Annotated in this window: 17 protein-coding genes and 1 riboswitch; of the genes, 11 read left to right on the top strand and 6 right to left on the bottom strand. The window is 71.9% G+C overall.

The genetic code is table 11. The annotated features are described in order from the left end of the window. Positions 1-121: 121 nt before the first annotated feature. Positions 122-493 (top strand): ATP-binding protein, encoded by a 372-nt coding sequence (locus FH608_RS26690; RefSeq protein ID WP_193318629.1) that lies wholly within the window; start codon positions 122-124, stop codon positions 491-493. A 9-nt stretch (positions 494-502) separates the two neighbouring features. Here the strand turns inward: FH608_RS26690 and FH608_RS26685 are convergent, their stop codons facing one another. Together FH608_RS26685 and rsgA are read right to left on the bottom strand one after the other, a co-directional pair. Beyond that, complete coding sequence (locus tag FH608_RS26685) at positions 503-1,135, bottom strand: phosphoribosyltransferase (RefSeq protein ID WP_139633344.1); 633 nt, start codon at positions 1,133-1,135, stop codon at positions 503-505. Between the two features lie 65 nt (positions 1,136-1,200). After that, positions 1,201-2,298 (bottom strand): ribosome small subunit-dependent GTPase A, encoded by a 1,098-nt coding sequence (gene rsgA / locus FH608_RS26680; protein WP_139633343.1) that lies wholly within the window; start codon positions 2,296-2,298, stop codon positions 1,201-1,203. A 383-nt stretch (positions 2,299-2,681) separates the two neighbouring features. On the opposite strand from rsgA, the gene FH608_RS26675 reads away from it, so the two are divergent. From FH608_RS26675 to FH608_RS26665, 3 genes are read left to right on the top strand one after another with little or no spacing between them, the layout of a single operon-like run. Then, positions 2,682-2,951, top strand: coding sequence for a sigma factor-like helix-turn-helix DNA-binding protein (locus FH608_RS26675; RefSeq protein ID WP_317135583.1), 270 nt, complete (start codon positions 2,682-2,684; stop codon positions 2,949-2,951). Then, positions 2,948-3,664 carry an anti-sigma factor family protein gene (locus tag FH608_RS26670; RefSeq protein WP_139633342.1) on the top strand — a complete coding sequence of 239 codons (717 nt, stop codon included), beginning with the start codon at positions 2,948-2,950 and terminating at the stop codon, positions 3,662-3,664. Before FH608_RS26675 ends, FH608_RS26670 begins: the two co-directional genes overlap by 4 nt. Positions 3,665-3,717: 53 nt before the next feature. After that, complete coding sequence (locus tag FH608_RS26665; protein WP_139633341.1) at positions 3,718-4,680, top strand: AraC family transcriptional regulator; 963 nt, start codon at positions 3,718-3,720, stop codon at positions 4,678-4,680. Positions 4,681-4,740: 60 nt separating this feature from the next. On the opposite strand, the gene glyA is transcribed toward FH608_RS26665, so the two are convergent. The 3 genes from glyA to FH608_RS26650 form a co-directional block, all read right to left on the bottom strand. Then, positions 4,741-5,991 (bottom strand): serine hydroxymethyltransferase, encoded by a 1,251-nt coding sequence (gene glyA / locus FH608_RS26660; protein WP_139633340.1) that lies wholly within the window; start codon positions 5,989-5,991, stop codon positions 4,741-4,743. Positions 5,992-6,016: 25 nt separating this feature from the next. Then, positions 6,017-6,093: riboswitch (ZMP/ZTP riboswitch) on the bottom strand. 21 nt (positions 6,094-6,114) lie between these two features. After that, positions 6,115-7,047, bottom strand: a complete 933-nt coding sequence (locus FH608_RS26655; protein ID WP_226899923.1) for a YihY/virulence factor BrkB family protein — start codon at positions 7,045-7,047, stop codon at positions 6,115-6,117. A 58-nt stretch (positions 7,048-7,105) separates the two neighbouring features. Further along, positions 7,106-7,480 carry a YccF domain-containing protein gene (locus tag FH608_RS26650; protein WP_139633339.1) on the bottom strand — a complete coding sequence of 125 codons (375 nt, stop codon included), beginning with the start codon at positions 7,478-7,480 and terminating at the stop codon, positions 7,106-7,108. Between the two features lie 130 nt (positions 7,481-7,610). Between FH608_RS26650 and FH608_RS53870 the strand changes: the two genes are divergently transcribed. The 6 genes from FH608_RS53870 to FH608_RS26630 all read left to right on the top strand — a co-directional run bounded on the left by FH608_RS53870 (position 7,611) and on the right by FH608_RS26630 (position 11,379). Further along, entirely contained in the window at positions 7,611-7,736 is a 126-nt protein-coding gene (locus FH608_RS53870; protein ID WP_264372920.1) for a hypothetical protein, read from the top strand. Positions 7,737-7,824: 88 nt separating this feature from the next. Beyond that, complete coding sequence (locus FH608_RS54440) at positions 7,825-7,911, top strand: putative leader peptide (protein WP_364239720.1); 87 nt, start codon at positions 7,825-7,827, stop codon at positions 7,909-7,911. Positions 7,912-8,019: 108 nt separating this feature from the next. Then, a complete protein-coding gene (locus FH608_RS26645; RefSeq protein ID WP_139633338.1) occupies positions 8,020-9,723 on the top strand; it encodes a nitrite/sulfite reductase in 1,704 nt (567 codons plus the stop codon). Next, a complete protein-coding gene (locus FH608_RS26640; protein WP_139633337.1) occupies positions 9,720-9,890 on the top strand; it encodes an Insertion element protein in 171 nt (56 codons plus the stop codon). The genes FH608_RS26645 and FH608_RS26640 overlap by 4 nt, the downstream gene beginning before the upstream one ends. After that, positions 9,887-10,615 (top strand): phosphoadenylyl-sulfate reductase, encoded by a 729-nt coding sequence (locus tag FH608_RS26635; protein ID WP_139633336.1) that lies wholly within the window; start codon positions 9,887-9,889, stop codon positions 10,613-10,615. Before FH608_RS26640 ends, FH608_RS26635 begins: the two co-directional genes overlap by 4 nt. Further along, complete coding sequence (locus tag FH608_RS26630; RefSeq protein WP_139633335.1) at positions 10,597-11,379, top strand: sirohydrochlorin chelatase; 783 nt, start codon at positions 10,597-10,599, stop codon at positions 11,377-11,379. The genes FH608_RS26635 and FH608_RS26630 overlap by 19 nt, the downstream gene beginning before the upstream one ends. 53 nt (positions 11,380-11,432) lie before the next feature. Here FH608_RS26630 and FH608_RS26625 read toward each other — a convergent pair whose 3' ends face one another. Next, the gene (locus FH608_RS26625; RefSeq protein WP_139633334.1) at positions 11,433-12,221 is read right to left on the bottom strand and encodes a DUF1707 SHOCT-like domain-containing protein; all 789 of its coding nucleotides are present in this window, start codon (positions 12,219-12,221) and stop codon (positions 11,433-11,435) included. Positions 12,222-12,388: 167 nt separating this feature from the next. Here FH608_RS26625 and FH608_RS26620 point away from each other — a divergent pair, with 167 nt between their 5' ends. Next, positions 12,389-13,726, top strand: a complete 1,338-nt coding sequence (locus tag FH608_RS26620; RefSeq protein ID WP_226899922.1) for an ankyrin repeat domain-containing protein — start codon at positions 12,389-12,391, stop codon at positions 13,724-13,726. The last annotated feature ends 64 nt before the right edge of the window (positions 13,727-13,790 follow it).

Genomic DNA, 13,790 nt, shown 5'->3' with positions numbered 1-13,790 from the left:
CCGCGCTTCGGGGGCCTGAATGACGACTTTCGACGCACGGCCGCAAGCCGCCATCGGTTCTCGGCCACCGGGCTGGCTTTCCTCCATCCTGGTGGAGGGACGCGCCTGGGAGTGCGATGCGGTGTTCCCTTTCCACCAGCGTGTCGCGCTGGAGCCGGCGTGCGTGTCGACGGCCCGCCGGTTCGTCGACCAGACGCTCGCCGCGTGGGGCGCGCTGGGGCTCGCCTATGACGCGCAGCTCGTGGTGTCGGAGCTGGTGACCAACGCGATGCGGCACGGCGGCGGGGCCGCCCAGCTGCGCCTGCTGTGCCATGAGGCCGAGCTGGCGTGCGTGGTGTCCGACCACAGCCGCACGGTGCCGATGGCGACGGCGCCCGACGTGTTCTCGGAGTTCGGGCGCGGGCTGCGGCTGGTCGACGCGCTATGCACCGCGTGGGGCTGGCTGGTCCCCGGCGGCACGCGCAAGCTCGTCTGGGCCGTGCTCGCCGGCTGACCCCACCCCTCATCCGGCCGCCTTGCCCAGCAGTTCGAGCACGTCGGCGTCGCTGAGCTGGTCGAAGTGCGCGTACCACTGCCCGACCGCCCTGAAGTCGACCGGCGTGCGCAGCACGACCACCTCGTCGGCCTCGCGCCGCAGCGACTCGACGGTCTCCCGCGCCCCCACCGGCACGGCCAGCGTCACCTTGGCGGGCCGGGCCGCGCGCACCGCCCGCAGCGCCGCCCGCGCGGTGCCGCCGGTGGCCAGGCCGTCGTCGACCACGATCACCTCCCGCCCTTCGAGCGCGGGCGGCGGGCGGTCGCCCCGGTAGGCGCGCACCCTGCGGGCCAGCTCGTGCCGCTCGTCCTCGACCACGTCGGCGACGGACTCGGGCGTCATGCCCAGGCGGCGCAGCAGCGTGTGGTCGAACACCGGCTCGCCACCCTCGGCTATCGCCCCCACGCCCAGCTCGGGGGAGGGCGGGTAGCCGATCTTCCTCGTCACGAGGACGTCCAGGGGAGCGCCGAGCCTGCGCGCGATGGGCTCGGCCACCGCCACGCCGCCGCGGGGCAGGGCCAGCACGACGGGATCGTGCGCGCCCTCCAGCCGGCCGGCCAGCGACTCCCCCGCCTCGGCCCGGTCTGCGAACAGCTCCATGCCCCTTGCCTACCCGCTCACGAGCGCTCCCCACGCACCGCCAGGAAGCGCGGGGAGCCGGGGCGTCAGGGGCGGCCGCGGCCCGAGCGGCGCATCTCCTTGGTGATCACCTTCCACTTGTTCTGCTGCTCCTTGCGCAGCCGCGCGTCCGTGCGGGCGGCCATCCACGCCGCCTCCCGCTGCAGCTTGCGCCAGCTCTCCAGCCTGCGCTCCGGCAGCTCCCCGCTCTCCAGCGCGGCCAGCACGGCGCACCCGGGCTCGCCGGAGTGCCCGCAGTCACCGAAGCGGCACTCCGCCGCCAGCGACTCGATGTCGGCGAAGACCCGGTCGACCCCCTCGCCGATGTCGTAGAGGCCGATCCTGCGGATGCCGGGCGTGTCGATGACCAGCCCGCCCCCGGGCAGCGGGATGAGCTCCCGGTGCACCGTGGTGTGGCGGCCGCGCCCGTCGGCCGCGCGCACCTGCTGGGTCTCCATGACCTCGTCGCCGGCGAGCGCGTTGACCAGGGTGGACTTGCCGGCGCCCGAGGCGCCGAGGATGACGGCCGTACGGGAGCCTTCGAGGTAGCCGGAGACCAGCGGCACCCCGTCGCCGCGCAGCGACGAGACCGCGTGCACGTCGACCCCGGGCGCGGCCACCCGGACGTCGGCGAGCAGCTGGTCGAGGCCCTGCTCGAACAGGTCGGACTTGGTGACGAGCACGACGGGCGTGCCACCGGACTCCCAGGCCAGCGCGACCAGGCGCTCGATCCGGCCGAGGTCGGCGAAGTCGGTGGAGTGCATGGACGGCTCGGCCACGAAGACGACGTCGACGTTGGCGGCGAGCACCTGGCCCTGGCCGTCGCCCGACAGGCCGCCCACCGAGTCGCGGCTCACGCCGCCCCTGATGAACGCGGTCGTCCGCGGCAGGACCTCCTCCAGCTCGTAGCGCCCTTCGGGCAGCCACCGGAGGGCGGCCCAGTCGCCGACGCAGGGCAGCGCGACGGGATCGGCGGCCGACGCCCGGCGTACGCGGGCGCCGTGCCTGACGTGGAACTGGCCGTCCGCCGCGATCACCTCGGCGGCGCCGCGGTCGACGCGGGCCACGCGGGCGGGGACGGTGTCGGCGGGCAGCTCGGCGGCGCGCAGGTCGGACCAGCCGAGCAGGGAAAGATCGTAAGACAACGTGATGAAACCTTTGATCGAGAAGGGAGCCGGGCGGCTCAGCGGAGCCCCCGGAGGTGGACGGACGGCATGCCGAACAGGACAACCCGCATGGTCCTCACCTCCTCGATCGGTCGCGGCAGCGACTCTACGCACCCCGCGTACCAGGACGCAATCGGATTAAGTATTGCGATCTGTTGAACCCTGTCCGGCCGGGTGGCCGTACCACCTCCCGACGGACACGAGAAAGGGGAATGATGCGCGTCACCACGTATCCCCCACCCTCGGCCGAGGGGGCCGCCCGCGGGGGCGGGGCACGACACCGGATCGGCGGGGCGGGGCCGGACGGCGAGGCCGGTTCGGTATCGCCGATGCCCTGGCTCTGTCAGGGTGCCGGACGTATCGTGATCGATGACCGGCGGCGCCATGAGCCCGGCGGCGCGCCCGTTCCTGACGAGGTGGGGGGACCGCTGCACCAGGTCGTCGTGTCAGAGGCGCTGAAGGCGTTGTCGCCGGCGCACCGCGAGATCCTCAACGAGACGATCCTGCGGAACCGATCCGTCGACGACGCCGCCAAGGCGCTCGGCATCCCGGTGGGCACCGTGAAGTCCCGGGTCTACTACGCCGTCCGCGCCCTGCGCATCGCGCTCCAGGAGCGGGGGGTGCGGGCATGACCTCGAGAGTCGAGCACACGGACGTGGGGGCGTACGCCCTGGGCCTGCTGGAGGAGGACGACCGGCTGGCGTTCGAGACGCATCTGCTGGGCTGCGGCCTCTGCCGCGCGGAGCTATCCGATTTGTCCGGCATGGCGAGCGTGCTGAGCGGCATCGGCCCCGTGGAGGACCGCGCACCGCCCTCCCCCGAACCGGTGGTCAGCCTGCTCCGGCGCAGGCGCGCGGCCCACCGGCGCACCCGCAGGGGGACGTTCGTGCTGGGGATGGCGGCGGCGGTCACGCTGGTCGCCGGCGGGCTCGCGGTCGGCACTCAGCTCGCCGCCGGCTCCGCGCCGACGGTCGCGCAGGGGAGCGACGGCCACATGGGGCCCGCCGAGCAGTTCTACGCCGACGGCGCCCCCATCGAGGGGCGGGGTGTCGACGGGGTGACCGGCGGGCTGGTGGTCGAGTCCAAGGCCTGGGGCACCCACGCGGCGCTCCGGCTGGCGGGGGTGAAGGGACCGCTCCAGTGCGAGCTGGTCTCGGTCGGCAGGTCGGGAGAGCGGCGGGTGATGACCGGGTGGTCCGTGCCTCCAGCCGGGTACGGAGTGCCGGGTTCGCCCGACCCCCTCTACATGCACGGCGGCAGCGCGACCCCGCTGAAGGACATCGATCACTTCGAGGTGGTCACCTCGGCGGGCAGGAAGCTGCTCACCGTCCCGCCCACAGCCTAGGTCCGTACGTTCGCTCATTGACGGCGCTCGTTTTCTGCGCGACAGTACGGAGCATGGCCGGTGACCAACTGTCCGAGGTGTTCGACCTCATCGAGGTCCGCGCCCTGCTGACGGGCGGCTTCGCGACGCGGGGCCCGTGGGTGTCGCGCGCCGCCATCGACGACCCGCTGAAGTTCATCGCGATGGTGGGCGGCCGGGCCCGGCTGACCACCGACGGCGGCGGGCCGGTCGAGCTGGGGACGGGCGACGTCGCCATCCTGAACAACCGGTCGTGGCTGGAGCTGGAGGGCGGCGCCGGCGACGGGCCGCGCCGCGAGATCGTCCCCGAGGAGGGCTTCTCCTCCCCCGGCTTCGTCCGCGCCGACTTCGGCACCGACGACGTCATCGTGGGCGGCCGCGTCGATCTGAACCAGGCCGGTCAGGCGCTGCTCCTGCAGGCCCTTCCGCCGGTGGGGCACGTCCGGGCCTCGGCCCCCGCCGCGGCCACCCTGCGCGGCAGCCTCCGCCGGCTCTTCGACGAGGTGACCGGCGACCGGATCGGCTCGGCGTTCGCGATCCGGCAGTACGGCCAACTCCTGCTGCTGGAGATGCTGCGCGCCTACGTCGGCCAGGCCGAGCTGCCTCCGGGATGGCTCCGGGCCCTGACCGACGAACGTCTGCGCCCGGCGCTCAGCCTGATGCACGCCGAGCCGGGGAAGCCCTGGCGTCTGGAGGAGCTGGCACACGCCGCCGCGATGTCGCGCACGTCGTTCGCCGAACGCTTCAGGACGGTGGCGGGCGTGCCGCCGCTGACCTATCTCAACCGCTGGCGCATGCTGCTGGCGCAGCGCGCCCTCCGCGACGGCGACACCCGGGTCGGCTCGCTGGCGGCCGAGCTGGGCTACGCGTCGGAGAGCGCGTTCAGCACCGCGTTCAAACGGGAGGTGGGCGAGTCGCCCCTGCGCTACCGCCACAGGATGCGCGGCGAGCGCCCGCCCTCTCAGAACGCCCGGCGAGCCACCGTGACGGCGCCGTGACGCGGGGTGGCGCCCGCCGGGCACCGCCGTACCGTATGAACCTTCGTGGAGACGGGAGCTTTAGAGACCGGGAGCGGGGAACTGCGCGGTCAGCTCGCTCACCTCGCGGTGGACGCGCGAGATCACGTCGTCGGCGTCGCCCTTGGCCAGTGCCGTGACGACCTCGTCCATCCAGGCGCCGATCTGCCGCATCTCCGCCTCACCCATGCCCCGCGAGGTCACGGACGGCGTGCCGATGCGGATGCCGGACGGGTCGAACGGCTTGCGCGGGTCGAACGGCACCGTGTTGTAGTTGGTCTCCAGCCCGGCCCGGTCGAGCGCCTTGGCGGCCGGCTTGCCCGCGACCCCCTTGGACGTCAGGTCGATGAGGATCAGGTGGTTGTCGGTGCCGCCGGAGACGAGGTCGAAGCCGCGCCCGGCGAGCTCCTCGGCCAGTGCCTTGGCGTTGGCGACCACCTGGTGGGCGTAGGTCTTGAAGGCCGGCTGGGCGGCCTCGTGCAGCGCGACCGCGATGGCGGCGGTGGTGTGGTTGTGCGGGCCGCCCTGCAGGCCGGGGAAGACGGCCTTGCGCAGCGCGGTGGCCTTCTCCTCGTCGTCGGCCAGGAGCATGGCGCCGCGCGGGCCGCGCAGCGTCTTGTGCGTGGTCGTCGAGATGACGTCGGCGTGGCCCGCCGGCGTGGGGTGGGCGCCGCCCGCGACGAGGCCCGCGATGTGGGCGATGTCGGCGGCGAGGATCGCGCCCACCTCGCGGGCGATCTCGGCGAAGGCGGGGAAGTCGATGGTGCGCGGGATGGCGGTGCCGCCGCAGAAGATGACCTTCGGCCGGTGCTCGAGGGCGAGCTCGCGGACCTGGTCCATGTCGACGCGGCCGGTCTCCTTGCGCACGTTGTAGGAGACGGGCTTGAACCACTTGCCGGTGGCCGACACGGGGGAGCCGTGCGTGAGGTGGCCGCCGGACGGGAGGTTCATGCCCATGAAGGTGTCGCCGGGCTGCATGAACGCGAGGTAGATGGCGAGGTTGGCGGGCGAGCCGGAGTAGGGCTGGACGTTGGCGTGGGCGACGCCGAACAGCGACTTGGCGCGCTCGATGGCGATGGTCTCGATCTGGTCGATGACCTGCTGGCCCTCGTAGTAACGCTTGCCCGCGTAGCCTTCGGAGTATTTGTTGGTCAGCACGGTGCCGGTGGCCTCGAGCACGGCCCTGGACACGTAGTTCTCCGAAGGGATCAGCTTGACGGTGTCGGCCTGGCGCCGCTCCTCCGCCTTGATGAGCTCGGCGATCTGCGGGTCGACGCTAGCGAGAGAACTCATGACTCTCCTGTCATCATTGACAACCGGCGAAGACCCAGGCGCACGGCCTCCGCTCCCTTCGCTCCCCGGTGGTCGTTCCCACCCAATGCGCCAGTCGCGTCTCCCCCTAGAGGGTAGCGGACCTCATTTGGTCCGGCTCACGCCTGGCCAGAGCCGGTCGACCTCCGCGTTCAGGATCGCGCCGATGAGCACCGCCAGCGCGGTGATGTACAGCCACAGCAGCAGGGCGATGGGGGCGGCCAGCGAGCCGTAGACGGAGACGGGCGAGAACCAGGCGGCGAGCACGGCCCGCAGCACCGCCGCGCACACGATCCACAGGAACAGCGCCAGGATCGCGCCGGGCAGCTCGCGGTACCACTTGGTCCGAACCGGCACGCTGACGTGGTAGAGCACGGTCAGGAACAGCACGGAGCCGATGATGACGACCGGCCAGTAGAGCACGTCGATGAGGACGCCGTACTGGCCCGGCAGGGCGTCCTTGAGCAGGGTGGGGCCGATGACGAGGATCGGCATGACGATGATGCCGATGATCAGGCCGACGATGTAGAGGCCGAAGGACATCAGCCTGGTGCGGATGATGCCGCGCTCCTCGCCCAGCCCGTAGGCGACGGAGATGAGGTCGACGTAGACGTAGAGCGCCCTGGAGCCCGACCAGAGCGACAGCAGGAAGCCCAGGGAGATGATCGAGACCTTGCCCGCGTCGTCGCTGAGCACGTCGGTGATGAGCGGGTTGATCACCTTGTTGACGGCGTCGTCGGTGAACAGCAGCCCCGCCTGCTGGATCACCCATGACTTGACCTGCGCGACGACGGTGGAGCCCAGCCAGGTGCCGAGCTTGGCCAGCACGCCGATCAGCCCCAGCACGAACGGCGGCAGCGACAGCAGCGCGAAGAACGCCGCCTCGCCCGCCAGGCCGGACACCCGGTAGGTGACGCCCGCGTTGGTGGCCGCGCGGACGATCGCCCACGACTTCGTGTCGAGCACCCAGCTCAGCCTGGCCCGGGCATGGGAGGTCAGACCCCGCTTCGTCCGGGAAGGCGCATCGGTGGACGTCATGGCACCCAACGGTATTTCGCAGTGACTCTTGCGGACAGCTTACGTCCGCAGCACTGCCCTAATCGTTGTCGACGATGCGGGCGCCCAGCGGGAGGAGGGAGACGGGGACCAGCTTGAGGTTCGCGACGCCCATCGGGATGCCGATGATGGAGATGAACAGCGGGATCGAGGTCAGGACGTGGCCGATGGCCAGCCAGATGCCGGCGACCAGGCACCAGATGACGTTGCCGATCAGGGAGAACGCGCCCGCGTCCGGGTCGCGCACCACGGTCCTGCCGAAGGGCCACAGCGCGTACGCGGCGATCCTGAAGGACGCGATGCCGAACGGGATCGTGATGATCAGGACACAGCAGATGATCCCTGCCACCGCGTAGCCCAGCGCCAGCCAGAGCCCCGCGAAGACCAGCCAGATGACGTTCAGGATTGTGCGCATGCTCACAGCATGTCATCGACCGCGCCGCCCGCGTCATCCGGCAGGTCCCTGACTCCACCCTGAACCGGGCGGGGGCAGGGCAGGGTCATGGGCAGGGTCCGCACCGGGGCCCGCCGGGCATGATGCAGGCGTGATCTGCGAGAGCTGCAAGGACAAGCGTCACGAGGACTGCCGCGGCGGCTCCTGGTGCGACTGCCAGCACCATGAGGAGGAGGAGCGGCCGGAACCGGAGCTGAGCTGGCGGCGCCAGGGGTGAGCGTCCTGACAGCCGGGCTGACACCGGACAGTCCCACACTCTGGACCCCGTCTTGGACATACGGGACGGCCAGAGTATCTTCATAGGTATGCCAGCGGACCCCATGCTCGTCGGTCGACGCCACGTCGACCTCCAGCGTGTCCGCAGTGCCATCTGTTGCGACGCCCGCCAGTAACCCATCCTTTTTCTGCCGCTGAGCGCGTCGCACTCCTCCTCCCCTCCCTGCCCTCGATGATGAGGCAGGAGGACATCATGCGCGCGCCCATGAACCGAAGGACGCGCAATGAGCACCCCTGCCAGCCGCACTCCTGCCGGCCGCACTCCTGCCAGCCGGCACCACAAGCGCCCGCGCGGCGAAGGCCAGTGGGCTCTCGGTTACCGTGAGCCGCTCAACAAGAACGAAGAGAGCAAGAAGAACGACGACGGGCTCAACGTCCGCCAGCGCATCATCGACATCTACGCCAAGCGGGGCTTCGACTCCATCGACCCGGCCGACCTGCGCGGCCGCATGCGCTGGTACGGCCTGTACACGCAGCGCAAGCCCGGCATCGACGGCGGCAAGACGGCCGTCCTGGAGCCGGAGGAGCTCGACGACCGCTACTTCATGATGCGCGTGCGGATCGACGGCGGCCAGCTCAGCCTGGCCCAGCTGCGCACGATCGCGGACATCTCCAACGAGTACGCCCGCGGCACCGCCGACGTGACCGACCGCCAGAACATCCAGCTGCACTGGGTCGAGATCGAGTCGGTGCCGGACATCTGGCAGCGGCTGGAGGCCGTCGGCCTGACGACCACCGAGGCGTGCGGCGACACCCCGCGCGTCATCATGGGCTGCCCGCTGGCGGGGATCGACGTCGACGAGGTGATCGACGCGACCCCGGCCCTCCGCGAGCTGCAGGAGCGGGTCGTGGGCAACCCCGCCTACTCCAACCTGCCGAGGAAGTTCAAGACCGCCCTGAGCGGTTGCCCGGCGCACTGCACCGTGCACGAGATCAACGACGTGGCGTTCGTCGGCGTGCTCAACGAGCGCGGCGAGCCCGGCTACGACCTGTGGGTGGGCGGCGGCCTGTCGACCAACCCGATGCTGGGCAAGCGGGTCGGCGTGTTCGTACGGCCCGACCAGGTAGGCGATGTCCACGAGGGCGTGGTCGGGATCTTCCGCGACTACGGCTACCGGCGGCTGCGGCACCGCGCCCGCCTGAAGTTCCTGGTCAGCGACTGGGGGACGGAGAAGTTCAGGGAGGTCCTGGAGACCGAGTACCTCAAGGAGCCGCTGCCCGACGGCCCCGCCCCCGAGCAGCCGCGCTCCAACCGCCGCGACCACGTGGGCGTCTTCCCGCAGAAGGACGGCAACTTCTACGTCGGCTTCGCGCCCAGGGTCGGCCGGCTCGACGGCGACGCGCTGCACCTGATCGCCGACATCGCCGAGCGGCACGGCTCGGACCGGGTCCGCACCACGGTCGAGCAGAAGCTGGTCATCCTGGACATCGCGCCCGACCAGGTCGACTCGGTCGTGGCCGAGCTGGAGGCCAACGACCTGCGGGTCAAGCCGTCCACGTTCCGCCGCCAGACGATGGCCTGCACCGGCATCGAGTTCTGCAAGCTGGCCATCGTCGAGACCAAGAACGCCGCCTCCGACCTGATCGACGAGCTGGAGCGGCGGCTGCCGGAGTTCGCCGAGCCGCTGACGATCAACGTCAACGGCTGCCCCAACTCCTGCGCCCGCATCCAGGTCGCCGACATCGGCCTGAAGGGCCAGCTCGTCGTGGACGAGAACGGCGATCAGGTCGAGGGCTACCAGATCCACCTGGGCGGCTCGCTCGGCGCCAACTCCGGTTTCGGGCGCAAGGTCCGCGGGCTCAAGACCACCGCCAAGGCGCTGCCCGACTACGTGGAGCGCGTCGTGCGCAACTACGACACCCAGAAGAAGGAAGGCGAGTCGTTCGCCGACTGGGTGCAGCGAGCGGACGAGGCGGACCTCAAATGAGCGAGCGAGCGGTCCCGTTCCACTGCCCCTACTGCGGCGACGAGGACCTCGAACCGTACGAGGGCGAGCTCAACGCCGCCGGGCCCGCGTCGGGTGGCGGCTGGTACTGCCGCGCCTGCGCCCGCGCGTTCAAGCTGAAGTTCCTCGGGATCGGAGTGAAGATATGACGCTGGTGGACATCGAGGTCGGGCTGAAACAGCAGAGTGGCGCGCTCGACCTGCAGGACATCGTCGAGTCCGCCGCGACCTTCCTGGAGGGCGCCCCGGCGCGGGAGATCATCCGCTGGGCGGCGGCGACGTTCGGCGACCGGCTCTGCCTGACCTCCTCGATGAGCGACGCCCTGCTCATCGACCTGGTGAGCCGGGTCAAGCCGGGCGTGGACGTGCTGTTCATCGACACGGGTTACCACTTCGCCGAGACCATCGGCACGCGCGACGCCGTGCGGCAGGTCTACGACGTCAACGTGATCGACGTGAAGCCGTCGCGGACGGTCGAGGAGCAGGACCGCGACCTCGGCCCGCGCCTGTTCGGCCGCAACCCCGACCTGTGCTGCTACCTGCGCAAGGTGGAGCCGCTCAACCGGGCGCTCGAGCCGTACCTGGCGTGGATCTCCGGCATCCGGCGCGACGAGTCTTCCAGCCGGACGAACACCAAGGTCGTCGAGTGGGACGCCAAGCGGCAGATGGTCAAGGTCAACCCGATCGCGTCCTGGACCCAGGAGGACGTCGACAACTACATCGCCGACAACGGGGTGCTGATCAACCCGTTGCACTACGACAACTACCCCTCGATCGGCTGCGCGCCGTGCACGCGGCAGGTGGCCGAGGGTGAGGATCCGCGCAGCGGGCGCTGGGCGGGCCTGGGGAAGGTCGAATGCGGCATTCACCTGTGATCCCCACCAGGGGTCCCGTCCCGTTGGCAGGCGGGACGGCCCCCGGCCGCGTGCCACTGGTGGCGGTGGCGCACGGGTCGCGAGACCCGCGCGCCGCCGCCACCGTGGCCGCGCTGCTCGACCGGGTGCCGCTCGACGTGCGGGTGGCCTACCTCGACCACTGCGCGCCCACGCTCCCCCAGGCCCTCGGCGGGCTGCGGGAGGCGGTCGTGCTGCCGCTGCTGCTCACCGAGGCGTACCACAGCCGGGTCGACCTGCCGTCGGTGCTGAACGAGGTGCGGGCCCGCGAGCCGGGGCTGCGCGTGCGCTACGGCGCCACGCTGGGGCCTCATCCGCTGCTGCTCGCGGCGCTGGAGCGGCGGCTGGCCGAGGCCGGCGTGCGGGCCGGCGACCCCGACACGGCGGTGGTGCTGGTGTCGGCGGGTTCGAGCGACGCCCGGGCCAACGCGGTCATCGCGGAGCAGGCGCGCGCGTGGCGGCGCTCCGGCTGGTGGGCGGTCACGGCCGCCTACGCCTCAGCCGCCGGCCCCTCTCCCGCCGAGGCGGTCGCCGCGCTCCTGCGGGCGGGCGCGCCCCGGGTGGCCGTCGCGCCGTACCTGCTGGCGCCGGGGTATTTCGCGGACAAGGTACGCCGCGGCGCCCTGGAGGCGGGCGCCTCGGTGGTGTCGGACGTGCTCGGACCGGCTCCGGAGCTGGTCGAGGTGCTGGTGGAACGGTACGAGACGGCCGTCGGCGGCCTGCTCGGCGCCCCCGTCGTCCAATAGCCCCGTCGATGGCCCCGGTCGGCCGGCAGCCCCGTCGGCCGGCAGCCCGTCGTTCAGTAGCCGCGCCTGAGGTCGCGGTGTTCGTCGCGGATCTGCCGGTGCAGCTCACGGACGTCGTCCCGCACCTGCCGGTTCAGCTCGCGCACGTCCTCCCGCACGAGCCGGTTCAGCTCGCGGCCGTCGTAGCGCATCCGCCGGCCGAGCTCCCGCCAGTCCTCGCCGTGCAGCCGGCGCCAGTGCTCCCGCCAGGCGGAGATCCCGCGCTTCACCGGCTTCGCCTGGGCGTCACCGATCACCTTCACGTCGCCCATCACCGCGTACGCGCGCACCCGCACCGTGGGGACGTTCATGCCGGGGGCCGCCTGCAGGACGTCCACCTTCTTGTCGCCCATGACGGCGATGCCTTCGAGGTCCACGTTCACCCCGTCGGGCACGATGATCTTCACGTCGCCCATCACGGAGACGGCCACGATGTCCACCGCGTCCGTGCGCACCTCGGCCTCGCGCAGGTCGAGCAGCACGTCGCCCATCACCGCGACCGCGCCGAGCTCCTGGTCGATCCGCCAGGTCCCGCGCCGCTTGGAGTCGCCCATGACGCCCACGAACCAGCGCCGCTTCACGCCCTCGCGCGCCGGCGCGGGCGCGGGAGCCGGCACGGCCCCCGACGGCAGGTCCTGGACGAGCACCACCAGATCGGCGTGCGTGGCCGCGGAGTAGGCGGCCTCTGTGCGGTCCATCAGCTCGGCGAGGGTGAGCCTGCCCTCGACCGAGGCGACACGGAGCTGCTCGACGACGGCCTCGCGCTCGGCGTCCGACGCGCGGACCTCACCCGGATCAGTCATACTCGCAACATATCGCGTTTCGTCGGCTTTGAAGCTCCTCCTTCGGGAGGAAACCATGTCATCACTACGAGGTGTTCGAACCTGGGGCGGGTTCCGGCGCGTACCAGGCGATGACACGGGGCCCTGGCGCGGTCCGGGGCGCGGCCGGACCGGCTAGGGTCCCTGTCATGCATGAGGAACAGCTCTACCGCGCGGCGTTGAACGGCGACTCGGATACCGTGGGCAAGCTGCTCACCGGCGGCGCCGACCCCAACAGTGCGAGCGAGGAGGGGTTGCCGCTGTGCGCGGCCGCCGCGTGGGACCGCGTCGAGGTGGCCGAGGCGCTGCTGGCGGCCGGCGCCGACGTGAACGGCCGGGAGGACGGCGGCTGGACGGCGCTGCTGTGGGCCGCCGCCAACGGCAACGCCGCCACCGCCCGGGTGCTGATCGAGGTGGGGGCCGAGGTCGACACGGCCAACGACGACGGCGACACCCCGCTCACGCTGGCCGCCAGGCGCGGCGCCCTGGGTGTGGTCCAGGCGCTGCTGGACGCCGGGGCCGACGCGCAGAAATATGACGGCGACGGCGACACGCCGCTCGACATCGCCACCGCCTGGGTGGGCGTGCACCTGGAGAGCGCGCTGCTCGACCAGATCGAGCAGGAGGGCTGGGAGTACGTCGTGACCCGCCAGTACGCCAAGGACGGCACCGAGCTGGTCACCGTCACCGGGCGCTCGGCCGACGAGTCGGAGACCGAGCAGGTGCAGGCGCAGCGCGGCCACGCCGCCGTCGCGACCCTGCTGGAGGACGCCACGGACACGTACACGCCGGTCGAGCAGCTCGTGGCGCGGGCCCTGGCGCACCGCGACACCGACGAGGACGCCGAGACCTGGTGGATCGTCGCCGACTCCCTCGGCAAGCGGGCGGACGAGGAGACGTACGAGCTGCTGAGCAGGCTGTGCGCGAGCGAGGACGCCCGCGAGCGGGAGTTCGGGGTGGACGCGATCGCGCAGTTCGGGTTCGCCGACGACGAGAAGCCGTACCTCGACAGGACTCTGCCGCTGCTGCAGAAGATGGTCACCACGGAGGGCAACCCGCAGGTGCTCCGGTCGGTGCTGGCCGCGCTGGGCCACCAGGGCGACCCGCGGGCGCTGCCGTACGTGCTGGACGTCATCCGGCGCCCGGGGCACAAGCGCACCATGACGGACGCGATCGCGCTGGCCGACGTGCTGCCGCCGGGCGACGAGGAGGGGCTGGGGCTGCTCATCGAGATGACGGAGTCCGAGGACACCGAGGTGCGCGACTGGGCCACCGCCGGGCTCGCCGGGCTCGCGGCCGACACGCCCCGCGTCCGGGAGGCCCTGGCGGCCCGCCTCGCCGACCCCGACCTGCGCACGGTGGCGGAGGCCACGCGCGGGCTGCTGTCGCGAGGGGACGAGCGCGGGGCCCGTGGGGCGGAGCGGGTGCTGGCGGAGAGCGACGACGAGTACGCACGGGAGCTCGTCACCCGGCCCGCCGCCGACTGACCGTCCGGTGACCGCCCGGATCGCCCGGATCGCCCGGTGACCGCCCGGCCCCGGCCGCGCGGTG

The organism is Nonomuraea phyllanthi, assembly GCF_006334985.2.
In the GTDB taxonomy this organism is placed as follows: Bacteria; Actinomycetota; Actinomycetes; order Streptosporangiales; family Streptosporangiaceae; genus Nonomuraea; species Nonomuraea phyllanthi.
This window is presented reverse-complemented; position numbering and strand designations above follow the sequence as displayed.